The 14,821-nt window shown below is 61.3% G+C and carries 15 protein-coding genes; 8 read left to right on the top strand and 7 right to left on the bottom strand.

All coding sequences use genetic code 11. From position 1 onward, the window contains the following. Positions 1–54: 54 nt before the first annotated feature. Genes GO499_RS18900 through GO499_RS18875 form a run of 6 tightly spaced genes read right to left on the bottom strand, consistent with a single transcriptional unit; the run spans position 55 to position 4,539 of the window. Entirely contained in the window at positions 55–327 is a 273-nt protein-coding gene (locus GO499_RS18900; RefSeq protein ID WP_161863644.1) for an HPr family phosphocarrier protein, read from the bottom strand. After that, positions 327–746, bottom strand: a complete 420-nt coding sequence (locus tag GO499_RS18895) for a PTS sugar transporter subunit IIA (RefSeq protein WP_161863643.1) — start codon at positions 744–746, stop codon at positions 327–329. The genes GO499_RS18900 and GO499_RS18895 overlap by 1 nt, the downstream gene beginning before the upstream one ends. Next, positions 743–1,654, bottom strand: coding sequence for an RNase adapter RapZ (gene rapZ, locus GO499_RS18890; RefSeq protein ID WP_161863642.1), 912 nt, complete (start codon positions 1,652–1,654; stop codon positions 743–745). The genes GO499_RS18895 and rapZ overlap by 4 nt, the downstream gene beginning before the upstream one ends. Continuing rightward, a complete protein-coding gene (locus GO499_RS18885; RefSeq protein WP_161863641.1) occupies positions 1,638–2,093 on the bottom strand; it encodes an HPr kinase/phosphorylase in 456 nt (151 codons plus the stop codon). Before GO499_RS18885 ends, rapZ begins: the two co-directional genes overlap by 17 nt. Then, complete coding sequence (locus GO499_RS18880; protein ID WP_161863640.1) at positions 2,090–3,820, bottom strand: ATP-binding protein; 1,731 nt, start codon at positions 3,818–3,820, stop codon at positions 2,090–2,092. Before GO499_RS18880 ends, GO499_RS18885 begins: the two co-directional genes overlap by 4 nt. A 17-nt stretch (positions 3,821–3,837) precedes the next feature. Continuing rightward, positions 3,838–4,539, bottom strand: a complete 702-nt coding sequence (locus GO499_RS18875; protein WP_161863639.1) for a response regulator transcription factor — start codon at positions 4,537–4,539, stop codon at positions 3,838–3,840. 336 nt (positions 4,540–4,875) lie between these two features. Here GO499_RS18875 and GO499_RS18870 point away from each other — a divergent pair, with 336 nt between their 5' ends. Further along, positions 4,876–6,474 carry a phosphoenolpyruvate carboxykinase gene (locus GO499_RS18870; protein ID WP_161863638.1) on the top strand — a complete coding sequence of 533 codons (1,599 nt, stop codon included), beginning with the start codon at positions 4,876–4,878 and terminating at the stop codon, positions 6,472–6,474. A gap of 248 nt (positions 6,475–6,722) precedes the next feature. Here GO499_RS18870 and GO499_RS18865 read toward each other — a convergent pair whose 3' ends face one another. Then, positions 6,723–7,460 (bottom strand): copper chaperone PCu(A)C domain-containing protein, encoded by a 738-nt coding sequence (locus GO499_RS18865; protein WP_284154819.1) that lies wholly within the window; start codon positions 7,458–7,460, stop codon positions 6,723–6,725. Between the two features lie 128 nt (positions 7,461–7,588). On the opposite strand from GO499_RS18865, the gene GO499_RS18860 reads away from it, so the two are divergent. The 7 genes from GO499_RS18860 (at position 7,589) to GO499_RS18830 (ending at position 14,803) form a co-directional block, all read left to right on the top strand. After that, positions 7,589–8,929, top strand: coding sequence for a hypothetical protein (locus GO499_RS18860; protein WP_284154818.1), 1,341 nt, complete (start codon positions 7,589–7,591; stop codon positions 8,927–8,929). 101 nt (positions 8,930–9,030) lie between these two features. Next, positions 9,031–10,323: an ABC transporter substrate-binding protein gene (locus GO499_RS18855; RefSeq protein WP_161863636.1), complete on the top strand. Its 1,293-nt coding sequence runs from the start codon at positions 9,031–9,033 to the stop codon at positions 10,321–10,323. Between the two features lie 9 nt (positions 10,324–10,332). After that, positions 10,333–11,256 (top strand): branched-chain amino acid ABC transporter permease, encoded by a 924-nt coding sequence (locus tag GO499_RS18850; RefSeq protein WP_161863635.1) that lies wholly within the window; start codon positions 10,333–10,335, stop codon positions 11,254–11,256. After that, positions 11,253–12,197: a branched-chain amino acid ABC transporter permease gene (locus tag GO499_RS18845; protein WP_161863634.1), complete on the top strand. Its 945-nt coding sequence runs from the start codon at positions 11,253–11,255 to the stop codon at positions 12,195–12,197. The genes GO499_RS18850 and GO499_RS18845 overlap by 4 nt, the downstream gene beginning before the upstream one ends. Beyond that, positions 12,185–12,913, top strand: a complete 729-nt coding sequence (locus GO499_RS18840) for an ABC transporter ATP-binding protein (RefSeq protein WP_161863633.1) — start codon at positions 12,185–12,187, stop codon at positions 12,911–12,913. The genes GO499_RS18845 and GO499_RS18840 overlap by 13 nt, the downstream gene beginning before the upstream one ends. Further along, positions 12,906–13,601 carry an ABC transporter ATP-binding protein gene (locus GO499_RS18835; protein ID WP_161863632.1) on the top strand — a complete coding sequence of 232 codons (696 nt, stop codon included), beginning with the start codon at positions 12,906–12,908 and terminating at the stop codon, positions 13,599–13,601. The genes GO499_RS18840 and GO499_RS18835 overlap by 8 nt, the downstream gene beginning before the upstream one ends. Positions 13,602–13,627: 26 nt before the next feature. Beyond that, the gene (locus GO499_RS18830; RefSeq protein WP_161863631.1) at positions 13,628–14,803 is read left to right on the top strand and encodes an amidohydrolase family protein; all 1,176 of its coding nucleotides are present in this window, start codon (positions 13,628–13,630) and stop codon (positions 14,801–14,803) included. Positions 14,804–14,821: the final 18 nt, after the last annotated feature.

The raw sequence follows: 14,821 nt of genomic DNA, 5'->3' as shown, positions 1-14,821 counted from the left end.
GGCGCTACGCACAAGCCCCGTACCTAGAGCATCCTCAGGGAAGGAAAAGGCCGTTCAGCGCCCTTCGCCGAATTTATCGGCCACCAGCGCTGTCAGTGCATCCGCCAGTGCCTCCGCTTCCGTGCCGTCGGTCACCAGGTCGATCGTCGTACCCCGGCTCGCCGCCAGCATCAGCAGGCCCATGATCGAATCACCGGTCACGGTCATGCCGTCCCTCGACACGCTCGCCGAGGCATCGAAGCCTTCCACGGTTTCCACGAATTTCGCCGAGGCCCGGGCATGAAGCCCCTTCTCGTTGACGATGGCCAGCGTCCGCGACACCGTCATCAGGCAGACACGGCACCCTTGTGCGCCTTCGCCATCATGCCGTCCGCGCAATTGATGTATTTCCGGGCTGCCGCCAGGGCGCATTCCACCGCCCGGTCCAGTGGCAGGTTCCGGGCCTTGGCCAGCTTGATCAGCATCGGCAGGTTGACACCGTAAAGCACCTTGCGGTCCTCACGCCCACAGGCGTTCATGGCAAGGTTGGATGGTGTCCCGCCGAACATGTCGGTGACGACGACAACGCCGTCGCCCATGTCCACCGCTTCCACGGCCGCGTCGATCTCACCCTGCTTGGAGGCACGTGTGTCATCCGGTCCGATGGAAATGGCACGCGTGCCGGGGCTGCGGCCAACCACATGTTCCATCGCCAGAAGATATTCCCGTGCCAGACCACCGTGGGCCACTATGACAATACCGATCACCCGCTTACCATCCGTTTCAGGCCGGCCCCGTCCGGCAAACGCTCCAGTTCCCTATGTCGAATAGACACCTGCCACCCAGCCTCTGCAAGGGCATTTGCAACTTTTTTCGCAGTTGCAACAGAGCGGTGCTTGCCGCCCGTACACCCGAACGCAATCGTGAAGTAACTTTTGCCCTCTGTCCGGTAGGCCGGCAGCAGGCTTGTCGTCATATCGACAACCTTGTCGAAAAATCCGGCGAAATTAGGGTCTGAAACCACATAATCCGCCACCGGCTGGGATTCACCCGTCAGCGGCCGCAAATGGTCTTCCCAGTGCGGGTTGCGCAGGAACCGGCAGTCGAACACCATGTCGGCGCTGCGCGGCGTGCCCCGCTTGTAAGAGAAACTCTGGACGGAAACGGACAGCCCCAGCACCGTCTCCTGCCCGAACCAGCGCCCCAGTTCCGCCCGCAGATCGTGGGGTGACATCTCGGTCGTGTCCACCAGCACGTCTGCCCGCTCCCGCAACGGCGCCAGCATCTCCAGTTCCCGCTCTATCCCTTCCAGCGGCGTGCCCGAAGGCGCCATCGGGTGACGCCGCCGCGTCTCGGAGAACCGTCGCAGCAGTGTGTCAGTGGCGCAGTCGAGGAAGACGAGGTTCACGTTCAGCCCCGGATGAGCCGAGAGCGCCTCCAGCGCCTCCCACAGCGCCGCAGCGCTGAAATCCCGTGTCCGCGCATCAACACCGATGACGATCGGCCGGGTCGTCGTGTCGGATGAAAAAAGCCGCTCCAGAAAAGAGAGCGGCAGATTGTCGATAGCCTCGAACCCGAAATCCTCCAGCGCATGGATCGCCGTGGATCGTCCGGCCCCTGCGGGACCTGTGACGATGGCGACGTCGCGCCGGTTGTGGTTATCGCTCGGTGTCATTTTCCTGGCCAATCCCGGGATCATCGTACAGGGGAAAACTCTCGGCAGAGTTAACGCCCACCCGGATCACAGATGATAACGTAGGATTCAATTTACCCGCGATCAAAGGTAAACACGCTGAAGTGAGGCAAAAATGTTGCAGTGCGGGCAAACGTGCATCAGCCGCACGCCCCATATCCACTGCCAAAACTGCTTTCACCCCCGATTTATGCGGCAGACGCAGGATTCCAACCCCCCGCGCCTCGATCAGGCCTTCCAGCCCCGGCGCCGGGCTCAGTCGCCCGTCTTCTGCCAGTATCTGGTCATCCCCGATAAGCTCTGCGCCAAGGGCCATCAACTCCAGCGCCAGGCTGGATTTGCCACTGCCCGAAGGTCCGAGAATCAGCACGGCCCTGTCGCCGAAGGCCACCGCGCTCGCATGCAGCCGTTCGGTCGTCACACGGGCAGTTCCACGATCATGCGGGCGCCGTCCGGTGCCACGTCGGTTCCCGCCCCCTCGGGCCGGATATTCTCCGCCCAGATCTGGCCGCCATGCGCCTCGACGATCTGCAGGGAAATGGCCAGGCCCAGACCGGAGTGATTGCCGAACGCCTCTTTCTGCGGGCGCTCCGAATAGAACCGGCTGAAGATATCGGCCAGGTTCTCGTCGGGTATGCCCGGACCCTGATCCTCCACCGTCACCCGCACCACACCCGCCTTGGGCACGGACGTGCGGATGACGATCCTGTCGCCTTCCGTGGCGAAGGACAGCGCGTTGGTGATCAGGTTCACGAAAACCTGCGCCAGCCGCCCGCCCAGCCCCTGGATCATCAACGGCTTGTCACTGAAGTCCGTCACCAGTTCCGCGCCCACTTCTTCGGATTGGGTCTGGTTGAACTCCACGAGTTCCCGCAACAATCCATGCAGGTCCAACTCGTCCATCTCGTCGCGCACCAGTTCACTGTCCAGCCGCGAGGCATTGGAAATATCCGTCACCAGCCGGTTCAGACGGTCCACGTCCTGCTTGATGACGTCCAGCAGCCTGCCGCGCTGTTCCTCATCCTTGGCGTAGGGCATCGTCTCCACCGCAGAACGCAGCGAGGTGAGCGGGTTCTTGATCTCGTGCGCCACATCGGCCGCGAACATCTCGTTCGCCTCGATCCGGTCATACAGCGCCGTCGTCATCGCCTGCATCGCCCCCGAAAGGAAGCCGATCTCGTCTGGCCGTCCCGTAAGGTCGGGCATATCCACCCGCTTGTGGTCCTTCTTGCGCCGCGTCCGCATCCCGCTTTCCTGCGCCGCCTCGGCCAGATAGCGCAGCGGCCGGACGATCGTGTTCGCCAGCACCAGCGACAACAGCACCGAACACAGGATCGCCAGCGCGAACACCTGCAGCGTCTGCTCCCGCTCCCGCCGCACGAGGTTGTCGATCTCGCCCGGTGGCGTCGTCAGCGTCAGCGCCCCGCGGATCTGGCCGGCAATCTCCAGCGGCACACCCAACGTCAACACAAGCTGGCCGTCCGAACTCGTCATCTCCTGCGAAACGATCCGCCCCTGGTCAATCGCCTGCCGCGCCACCGGGTTGGCAAGGGCGGAACTGATCTGCGAAGACGGCCCGCTCCGGTTGCTGGCAATCAGCCGCGCCGCCCGGTCCCACAGCTCACCGGCGATGGCGGTGAAGGCGCTCTGGCTGCCGTCGCCGGGCACCTGCACCAGTTCCACCACCGTGCCGCCGGTATTGGCGCCGCCGATGAAGTTCTGATCCTCGTCATAAAGCCACAGCCGGTTGGTGGTGCTGTCGGCAAAGCCCTGCACCACCGTCAGCGCCGCCTGCCGCACCTCTGCCGCGTCGCCCTCCGGCGGCACCTTCTCGCGAATGGCCGAGACGATCAGCTGCCCTTCCGTCCGCATGCTCCGCTCCTGCATCAGCAGCAGCCCATCCTGAAACTGGTTGAGGTACAAGACACCCAGAACCAGCACGACCAGCGAGACGAGGTTGAAGGTGATGACCTTCCGCGCCAGCGGGGATCGCCCGCCGAAGCGCCGCTCCCAGTCCATCTGGCTCAGGTTGAGGGATGCCGCATCCTCGCCCCTGCGAATACCGCTGAGGATGATGCGCGGCGCGGACCGTTCCTTGCCGGGTTCGTTCAGAATGATCTTCGGCCGTGGTCCGGCACTGTCAGCCATACCGGCTGCCTTTCAGCTTACGCCTCGTTGTAGCGATAGCCGATGCCGTACAGCGTTTCGATGGAAGTGAAATCATCGTCCTGCGCTTTGAATTTCTTCCGGATCCGCTTGATGTGGCTGTCAATCGTCCGGTCGTCCACATAGACCTGATCGTCATAGGCGACATCCAGCAGCTGGTCCCGGCTCTTCACGAAGCCCGGACGTTGCGCCAGCGCCTGCAGGATCAGGAATTCCGTCACTGTCAGCGTGATCGGCATCTCTTTCCAGAAAACCGCGTGCCGCAGCGGGTCCATCGTCAGCGAACCGCGGGTGATGGTATTGTTGTCGGCTTCCGAACTGCTGCCTTCCTTCATCGCCTCGCGGCGGCGCAGGATCGCGCGGATACGTTCCACCAGCAACCGCTGCGAGAAGGGCTTGCGCACGTAGTCGTCAGCGCCCATCCGCAACCCGATCAGCTCATCGATCTCCTCGTCCTTGGAGGTCAGGAAGATGACCGGCAGATCGGACTTCTGGCGCACCTGCCGCAACAGTTCCATTCCGTCCATACGCGGCATCTTGATGTCGAACACTGCAAGGTCGGGCATTGATTTCTCGAATGCCGACAGCGCGGTGGCACCGTCATTGTAGCTGCGCACCGTGTATCCCTCGCCTTCGAGCACCATTGATACAGATGTCAGAATGTTACGATCATCATCGACCAGAGCGATAGTTGCGGACATGTCCCGATCCCCGATTTTAGTCTGCGCCAATCTTTACCACTTCTTCACAAAAGACAATGGCGCAACGCTGCGTCGTCTTACCGTATACATAAGCACCTGAGAATTAAGCCTCGGGAAGCACCAAAACCGGTTGCAGGATAAATTTGTCACAATAGCCACTGGTCAGCCACAATTCCCATGCTAAACCGCTCTATACGTCGTCGCCGCGCGGGATTCGGTCGCATACCGATATCCCCATCGAAACGGCCCTTTCGGTGCGTCGCGGCAAATTCTAGGGGAGAAGGCCCGCGGACCGTCTGGTGCGCGGCCTTGCGATGCACAGGGAGCGCGCAACCAATGACTGTTTTGGTCAATCCATCCACAACACTTGAGAAGACCGGCATAAAGGGCGTCGGCACAGTCCACTACAATCTCGAACAGACCGGCCTGATGGAGGCCGCGCTCCGGCGCGGAGAGGGCACCCTTGGTCAGGGAGGTACGCTGCTGGTGGAGACAGGCAAGCATACCGGTCGTTCGCCGCAGGACAAGTTCACCGTCCGCGAGGCATCGTCCGAGGACAGCATCTGGTGGGAAAACACCAAGGAGATGAGCCCGGAGCACTTCGAGGTGCTGCATCAGGACATGCTCGCCCATGTCCGCGGGGGCGAGCTGTTCGTGCAGGATCTCTACGGCGGTGCGGACCCTGCCCACCGCCTGAACGTCCGCGTGATCAATGAACTCGCATGGCACAACCTGTTCATCCGCTACATGCTGCGTCGGCCGGATACGGCGGAACTGGCGACCTTCCTGCCGGAGTTCACAATCCTCAATTGCCCCAGCTTCAACGCCGATCCGGCACGCCACGGCTGCCGCTCGGAAACGGTCATCGCCGTCAGCCTCGAACGAAAGATGATCCTCATCGGCGGAACTTCCTACGCTGGGGAGAACAAGAAGGGCGTCTTCGCGGTCCTCAACTACCTTCTGCCGCAGAAGGGCGTGATGCCCATGCACTGCTCGGCCAACCACGCCACTGGCAACCCCGATGACGTTGCGATCTTCTTCGGCCTGTCGGGCACCGGCAAGACGACCCTCTCCGCCGACCCTGATCGCACCCTCATCGGCGATGACGAGCATGGCTGGTCCGACGACGGCACCTTCAACTTCGAGGGTGGCTGCTACGCCAAGACCATCGACCTCGATCCGGAGGCGGAGCCGGAGATCTACGGCACCACGCAGAAATTCGGCACGGTCATCGAGAACATGGTGTTCGACCCCTACACCAAGGAACTCGACTTCACCGACGACAGCCTCACCGCCAACATGCGCTGCGCCTACCCGATGGACTACATCGCCAACGCATCCGAAACCGCCCGCGGCGGCGCACCGCGCAACATCATCATGCTCACCTGCGATGCCTTCGGCGTCCTGCCTCCCATCGCCCGGCTGACACCCGCGCAGGCAATGTACCACTTCCTGTCGGGCTTCACCTCCAAGGTCGCGGGCACGGAGAAGGGCGTCACCGAACCGCTGCCCACATTCTCCACCTGCTTCGGCGCGCCCTTCATGCCGCGCCGGCCGGAGGAGTATGGCAATCTCCTGCGCGACCGCATCGCCCGCCACGGCGCCACCTGCTGGCTGGTGAACACTGGCTGGACGGGCGGCGCCTTCGGCACCGGCTCCCGCATGCCGATCCAGGCCACCCGCGCCCTGCTGACAGCCGCACTCAACGGCAGCCTGTCAGGCGGCAAGTTCCGCAAGGATCAGAACTTCGGCTTCGAAGTTCCCACCGAACTCGACGGCATCGACAACGGCCTGCTGGATCCGCGCAGCACATGGGCAGACCCGGCCGCCTACGACAAGCAGGCCGCCAAACTGGTGCAGATGTTCGCTTCCAACTTCGCACAGTACGAAGCCCATGTCGGTGACGACGTGATGGCCGAGGCCGTGCACGCCTGACCGGACACGGCCGCGCCCCTCTGCCGGGGCGCGGCAACTCTCCCCCGGAGCCGCTGGATTCAGCCTGCCAAATTACCCGTCAATCGCGCCCGCCACGCCAGGTAATCAAAACCGTTACCTGACAGGTAATCTTTTCACTTACCTCGCGGCGCCGGCCTGCCGATCAGCCCGGATCGGCCTGAAATCCGCAAATCAGCCATACCAAACCCATACCGAAACCATACGAAACCCATATCGCCGCAAACCGCTCAATCCTGCTGCGTCACGTTAACCTTTGCCGCCACAGGCACGCCGTCGTTAACATATGCCTCGTGCGTATTGGCGTTCAGCACCACGCTGAAAATATGCTCTCCATGCGGCAGTTCGCCCACAACTTGTGATGGCCCATACATGCGTCCCAGTTTCAACCCGTTAAGGTACAAATGGCCGTGGCCGTCACGCTGCACATGCTGGCCCTCCGCCTCACGGCCCTTGAAACTGAACCCGTCCGTCTGCAACAGGATTTGCCAACCGCCGACCTCATTGGGCGCCACCGCGATCGCCACATTCATCTCACGCCCGGCTTCCTTCACACCGTAGTCCTGCGCTGCCGTGTCGCTCAGCACCGCTTTGAACCGCTGCAAGCCACTGTTCTCGAACCGCAATTCCACCGGCACAATCCGCCCGGCCTTCAACTCCCCGGAAACGCCGATCAGTTCCACATAGGCTCCGTCCGCCGCAAGCAGCGCGCCACTGTCCGCAGGTATGGCGGCAGCGTGGCCTTCGGTGATACCGACAATCCTTGCGCTCTCCGCTTCCGGGCTGCTGGCCGACAACAGCCTGTCGGGGCCATCCCGTGCGACTATCCGCGCGAAGACGGCCACATTGCCGTTCACCACCGCCGCCGAAGGCTCCGCGATCTCCACCGCCATTCCGCGCGAAGTCCACCAGATCGTACCGACAAATGCCAGTAAAACCAGCAGGATAACTGCCATTCGTGCTTTCATTTTGACTTGCCCACCAAACCTGTCATTGCTTGACCATGTGCCGCGCCTTGCTCTCCGTCAACCTGCTGCATTCACGGCAATGCCCGGTCACGGCGGGGGTTCGGATACCGGTGGTCGGTGTTCTCCCCGTGGTCGCATGCGCAGCGCCGCTTGCCCTCATGGCCTCCCCGGTCACCGCCCATGTCTCGGAGCAGGCCTTCGTGCTGTTGCTGCCCACCGACGCCTACATCGCCTGCGGCCTCGTCATCGTATTGGCAACGCTTGCATTTCTCGCCTTTTCGCGGCCGCGCATGCCGGTCGTACCTGCGGATGTATCGCCCGCATCCCTGCCGCGGGCCGCCCACTATACCAGTCTTGCCGCAACCGCCCTGCTCTTCCTGCTACTCTGGCTTGGCATCACCGGCCCCCGCGATCCTCTTTCCAATCTGCTGCCGCTCTCGATCTGGAGTGGTTTCTGGATTTTTCTTGTGGTCCTGCAAGGGTTTGTCGGAAACCTGTGGGGCTGGATCAACCCATGGCGCGCCATTGCCTCACTCACAGCGCCCGATCACATCCGCCCCATTCCCGGTGGCCCGTGGCCCGCCTGCGTCATCCTGCTGATATTCTTCAGCTTTTCGCTGGCCGACCCGGCCCCGGATGATCCGGATCGGCTGGCCCGTATCACCGGCGGCTACTGGCTTTTCACCTATGTCGGCACCCAGGTCTTCGGCACCCGCACATGGTTAACCAGATGTGAAGTTTTCACGGTTATGATGAGCCTGTTCGCCCGCCTTTCCGTTAACCAATCCACCGGCCCGTCGTTCCCAGGCAATGCACTCCTCGCCCACCGCACGCAAATTGCCACCGGCCTCTTTGCCCTGCTCCTCCTTGGCGCCGGCAGTTTCGACGGGTTGAACGAGACATTCTGGTGGCTCGCCCGCATCGGGGTGAACCCACTCGAGTTTCCCGGCCGGTCCGCATTGATCCTGCCCACGACACTCGGTCTCGCAGCCACTTGCGCCCTGCTGTTGACGACATTCACCGCCTGCGCCGCACTTGGCCATCTAATTGCAAATAAAAGGAAAATCCGGTTTTTCAGGGCATGGTCCCTGCTCGCCGTCACCACCCTGCCCATCGCCTTCGGCTATCACATCGCCCACTACCTGCCTGCCGCTCTCGTCAACGGTCAGTACCTGCTCGCTGCCCTGTCAGACCCGCTTGCAACCGGCGCCGATCTGCTCAATCTCGGCACGTTCTACGTCACTACCGGCTTCTTCAACACCACCGCCACCGTCCGCATCATCTGGCTCACGCAGGCCGCCGCCGTCGTTGCCGGCCACGTCCTGTCCCTTGTTCTCGCCCACCGTGCCGCGAGAATGCTTTACGGATCAGACACTTCCGCCCTCCGCAGCCAGATCCCACTGTCGCTCTTCATGGTCGCCTACACCCTGCTCGGCCTCTGGTTGCTGGCCGCCCCAAAGGGTGCCTGATCCGCGGGCAAACCCCCTGAAAACTGTAGACAGACGCCAGCGGAAGCGTCACGTTTCAAGGGAACTCCCGCAAAGGGATGAAGACAACAGGGGACCAGCCGATGACCGACAGCAAGACACCGCTATTCCTGCGCACACGCCGCAAGGCCCTGAAAACACTGGGCGCGGGCACCGCCGCCGCCCTCCTCCCCGGCCTTGGAACCTACGTACAGGCCCAGTCGTCGGAGCCGGTACGCATCGGTTTTCAGGTTCATCGCACCGGCATTGGCGCCGCCTACGGGCGCTGGTACGATCGTACGACACAGGCAGCGGTGGAGAAGATCAACGCCGAAGGCGGAATTGCCGGCCGCCCGGTGGAAATCATCGCCGAAGATGACGGAACCGACCCGAAACGCGGTGCCGAAGTCGTGGAGAAATTCGCAACCCAGCACAATTGCGACATCGCTTTCGGCACGCTTTTCAGCCACGTCGTCTTCGGTTCCGCACCGCGTGCGGGAGAGCTGAAAATCCCTTATTTCGTCGTTTCCGAGGGTCATCACGTCGCCTCCGGTGCGCTCAACCGCTACACCCTTCAGCCCGGCATCACGGACGTGAAGAGCCAGGTCCAGGCCATGGCCCCCTTCGTTGCCGAAAACCTCGGCAAGAAGGTCACGATGATCTTCCCCGACTTTGCCTTCGGCCACGACCACCGGGACTATTTCTCCTCTGCCATCGAAGCACAGGGCGGCGAAGTTCTGGAAATGATCGCCATTCCGCCGACAGAAACCTCCTTTACCAAATACTTCCCGAAGATCCCGCGCGAGACAGAAGTGATCTATCACGTCATGGTCGGCCCCGCCGTCCTGACATTTGTCAAGGAGATGGGCGAGTTCTTCGGGCCGTCAAAGCCGGAAATATTTGGTTTCATTGACAGTCTTGAAGCAGTAGATCTTTCCAGCCCCGGTCTCGAGTTTCTCGAAGGCACCTATTTCTGGGAGGGCAACCCCCGCTACGCTCAGGCCGACCAGTCGGAGTACGACAAGGCATACAGGCAAGCTGTCGGTGTCGATGAGAACGGCGCCTCGGTCAGCGATGCCAAGGACATCTCCACCTATGCTCACATGTTCGGTTGCTGGGAAACGCTGCACATCGTCAAGGCCGGCATGGAGGCCGCGGGCTATTCCGGCACGGACGACAGGGCAGCATTGATCGAAGCTGTTGAATCAATGACGGAAATGCCTCTCTCCGCGGCCCATCCACAAGGTGCGAAGATGTTCAATGGCAAGACCCACCAGGTTTTCGGCCACCAATACATTTCCAAGGTCGAGGGCGGCAAGCTGGTCCTCCAGCACACCACTTCCATCGAGGATACCTTCTACGAAGACGAGGTGGACTACACGACGCAGTCCTTCTGATCAGTCCCGATGGATTTGGGCCCATACCTGCTTCTGGCCACGCTGGAAGGCGCGATCACGGCGGCCGTTCTGGCGCTTACCGCCGTCGGCCTGAGCCTCGTTTTCGGAGTGATGCGCGTCGTCAATGTCGCTCACGGCGAATTCTTCATGCTCGGCGCCGTCCTCTCCTGGTTCGTTGCCAGCCACGTCGGCGGCCACCCGGCCCTCGGCTTCGTCGCTGCTCTGCTTATCGCCCCCGCTCTCGCCGGCCTGATCGCGGCCGCCGCTGACTGGCTCGTCCTCCGGCGCATCGATTACGACCCGGAGCGGACAATCGTGGCGACGATCGGCATGCTCTACATCCTCCAGCAAGGTGCGCTGATGACGTTCGGGCCCGATGCCAGACCGGTGGAGCCTCCGTTCAATCAGAGGCTTGCACTGCCATGGCCAAGTTTTGAGGGCGGTTTCCACCTTACGTGGCCATGGGGGCTTGGCACAACGAGCTACAAGCTCTTCATCATTGTCGCTGCGGTTTCAATCCTCTGCATCCTCTGGGCCATCATGGCTCGAAGCCGCATTGGCCTGATCATGCGTGCCACTCAGATGGACGGCGAGATGGCACAGGCGTTCGGAATCCCGGTCGAGCGTGTTTACGCCTTCGTTTTCGGCCTCGGCGCCGCCCTTGCTGCCCTTGGCGCAGTGCTGATTGTACCCGTACAGCAGGCACATTACCTCATGGGTGGTGACCCGCTGCTTTTATCCTTCATCGTTGTGATCATCGGCGGTCTGGGCAGTCTGCCTGGCACGGTGATAGCGGCTCTTCTGATCGGCCTTAGCGATGGTATCGTGTCCGTCTTTTTCTCACCGACGCTGGCCAAAATCATCGCCACCCTGCTTGTCGCATTCGTACTGATCCTTCGCCCGCAGGGACTGCTTGGCAAACGCGCAACATGACCGTGCAGCGCAAATCCGCATTGCTCCACCTAGGCGTACCCTTGCTTTTGGCGGCCCTGTTCTTCGTGCTGCCAGCGTATCATATGGGCAATCTCTCGCGGATCATGGTCCTTGCGGTCTACGCAATGGGCTACAACCTGCTGTTCGGCTACACGGGCCTGCTCAGTCTCGGCCATGCGTTGTTCTTTGCTGCGGGAATGTATGGTCTCGGCCTTGCCATGCACCTTGGCGGTGTCAGCCCCGCACCCGCGTTCCTCGCCGGGCTCGCATCGGCGCTGGTGATTGCTGGCGTCACTGGTTTCCTCGCATTGCGCACCACGGGCGTTGCATTCATGATCGTCACACTGATGTTTGCGCAGGCTGGCTATCTGACGGTGCTCTACTTCGGCACCTATACGCGCGGCGACGAGGGTTTTGTTATCCCACAGGCCGCGAGAAACCTGCTGGGGCTCGATCTCACGGCTGACAGCATCCGCTATTTCACCGCGCTTTTACTATTTTCCGTGATTTTTCTATGGCTCGGTTGGCTGGTGAACACGCCGCTTGGCCGCGCCTTCGTCGCCATACGGGAGAACGAGGAACGCGCGCGAATGCTCGGCTACGACGTGCAGCGCATCAAATGGTATGCCGTCACCCTTTCCGGCCTACTGTCGGGGGCATCGGGAGCGGCGTATGCATTGTTGTTCGGCTATGCCGGAGCAACCTTTGCCTCCGTACAATATTCTATCCTGCCCCTGCTCTGGGTATTGCTCGGCGGTTCGGGCACCACCATCGGGCCGCTGGTCGGCACGATCTTCATGTTCTACCTGATAGACTATGCCAGCAGTATCACCAGCGCATACATGTTGGCGGCAGGTGTCATTCTAGTTCTTCTGACAATGTTCGCACCCGGTGGCCTCGCTGGCGAACTCCGGCGGAGGGCGGTGCCATGGTTGCCGTAAACCTGCTGGAATCGCGGGGGCTTTCCAAATCCTTCGCGGGGCTCGATGCTGTGACTGACGTGAATTTTGCCCTGCCCGAAGGCCAGATCCGCGCCATCATCGGTCCGAACGGCGCAGGCAAGTCGACGTTCGTCGGCATGCTCTGCGGCAGAATTCCAGCTACACGCGGCGAGATTTTTTTTGCCGGGAAGCAAATCACCGACTGGCCTGCGCACAGGCGGATTTCCAGCGGCATGGCATACACCTTCCAGATAACGTCCGTCTTTGCCGGCCTGAGTACCCGCGAGAATGTGGCCCTGGCCGCACGAAGGGTGTACAGGCGAGACCACGTCCGAGTTCAGGCGGCGACCGATGAGGCGCTGGCGAAGGTAGGCCTTGCTAACCGGCAAGAGCAACTTGCCGGTGATCTGGCCTACGGTCACCAGCGTCTGCTTGAAATTGCCATGGGCCTGGTTCAGTCCCCGCGGCTTTTTATTCTTGATGAGCCGACCCAAGGGCTGGCGGAAAGCGAGATCGAGGGTTTCAAGTCCCTGATCCAGACCTTGGGTAGAAGCTCCACCATACTACTGATTGAACACAACATGGATGTAGTCATGGAAACCGCACAGTTCATTACTGTGTTGGATCAGGGCCGCACCCTTGCAGAAGGCACGGCAGAGGCAATTCGCGTAAATGCCGAAGTTCAGGCCGCGTATCTGGGCACGGATAATGCTTGAAGTCTCCAGCATATCAACCGGCTACGGCAAAGCCCGGGTGATTACCGATGTCTCCTTTAGCGTCGCGCCGGGAGAGGTCGTGTGCCTGCTCGGTCGTAACGGTGCAGGCAAGACAACAACAATGAAGGCGCTGATGGGCATTCTGCCCCTCTGGCAGGGCGACATCGCAATGGACGGAGAGAGCTTCGCCAGATTGCCACCCCATCGTATTGCCTCAATCGGTCTTGGCTACATACCCCAAGGTCGCCGCCTGTTCCGGGAATTGACGGTACAACAGAACCTCGATGTGGGTCTGATGGTCAGCGGCGGCGGCCGGGATGATCTGACGCGAATCTTTGAGATGTTCCCTCGACTGGAGGAACGCCGCAGCCAGCGTGCGGAAACCTTGTCGGGTGGAGAACAACAGATGCTGGCCACCGCTCGCGCGTTGGCTACCCGACCCAAGGTTCTGCTTCTCGATGAACCATCCGAAGGCCTCCAGCCAACCATGACCGCTCTGGTCGCGGACGTAATCTGTACCATGCGGCAGGAGGGCCTCGGTGTGTTGCTGGTCGAACAGCGCGTTGACACGATATTGTCGCTGGCCGACCGTGTGGTCTTTCTTGAGCACGGCCGGCTGGCCCACACGGCCAGCGCTGAGGACCTGAGGGAAAACCCGGGCACGCTCTCGCGCTACCTCGGGGTATGATCAGCAAGTTAAAGGAGGCAAAGGCCATGGCAGACGACGCGAAACTGGTGATCCGCAATATCGGGCTGTTGCTTTCCGGCAAGCTGGAACAGCCGATTTTCGACGGTGATTGCGTCGTCGCAGATGGGGGCAAGATCAGCGCCTGGGGATACGAAGCTGATCTCGACACCGAACGCGCGACAACGGTGGTCGATGCTCATGGAACGACTCTGGCGCCGGGATTGATCGATAGCCATGTGCATCCCGTTGTCGGCGACTACACGCCACGCCAGCAGCAACTGCACTGGATCGACTCAACGCTCCATGGCGGTGTCACCACGCTAATCTCGGCGGGAGAAGTGCACATGCCAGGTCGCCCAAAGGATATTGTCGGCCTGAAAGCTATGTCGATTGCAGCCCAGCGTTGGTACGAGAATTTCCGTCCTTCCGGCGTCAAGGTTCACGCCGGTGCTCCGGTGATTGAACACGGTATGGTCGAGGAAGACTTCAAGGAACTTGCCGCCGCGGGTGTAAAATTGATGGGCGAGGTCGGACTGGGCACCGTAAAGGATGGCAAGACCGCGCGGGAGATGGTCGGTTGGGCCCGGAAGTACGGAATCCAGAGCACGATCCACACAGGAGGTCCGTCCATACCTGGCTCCGGCCTAATTGATGCCGACATGGTTCTGGAAACCGGAACTGATGTCGTCGGCCATATCAACGGCGGCCATTCCGCCCTGCCGGATGATCAGATCGTCTGCCTCTGCGAAAGCTGCAAGGCGGCGTTGGAAATCGTGCACAATGGCAACGAAAGGGCGGCTTTGCTGACTCTGAACACGGCACGGGAGCTCGGGAAACTCGACCAAGTAATTCTTGGCACCGATGGTCCGGCCGGCTCGGGCGTGCAACCGCTTGGTATCCTGCGAATGATCGCTATGCTCTCAAGCCTCGGCAACATCCCGGCGGAGCAAGCATTCTGCTTTGGCAACGGGAACACCTCCCGCCAGCGGAAGCTCGATACCGGACTGATCGAAGCGGGATATTGTGCGGATTTCGTACTGATGGATCAGGCGCAGCACGCTCCGGGAAAGAATATCCTCGAGTCTGTGCAGCTCGGTAACCTGCCAGGTGTCGGCATGACGGTCATAGATGGCGTTGTCTGCAGCCAGCGTAGTCGGAACACCCCACCAGCTGGTCGCATCCCGGAACTCGTCACCATCTGAATGCAGTTTGCCGGCGGT

Source organism: Algicella marina (genome assembly GCF_009931615.1).
Classification (GTDB): Bacteria; Pseudomonadota; Alphaproteobacteria; order Rhodobacterales; family Rhodobacteraceae; genus Algicella; species Algicella marina.
The sequence above is the reverse complement of the archived record's forward strand: the minus strand, read 5'-3'. Positions and strand labels throughout refer to the sequence as shown.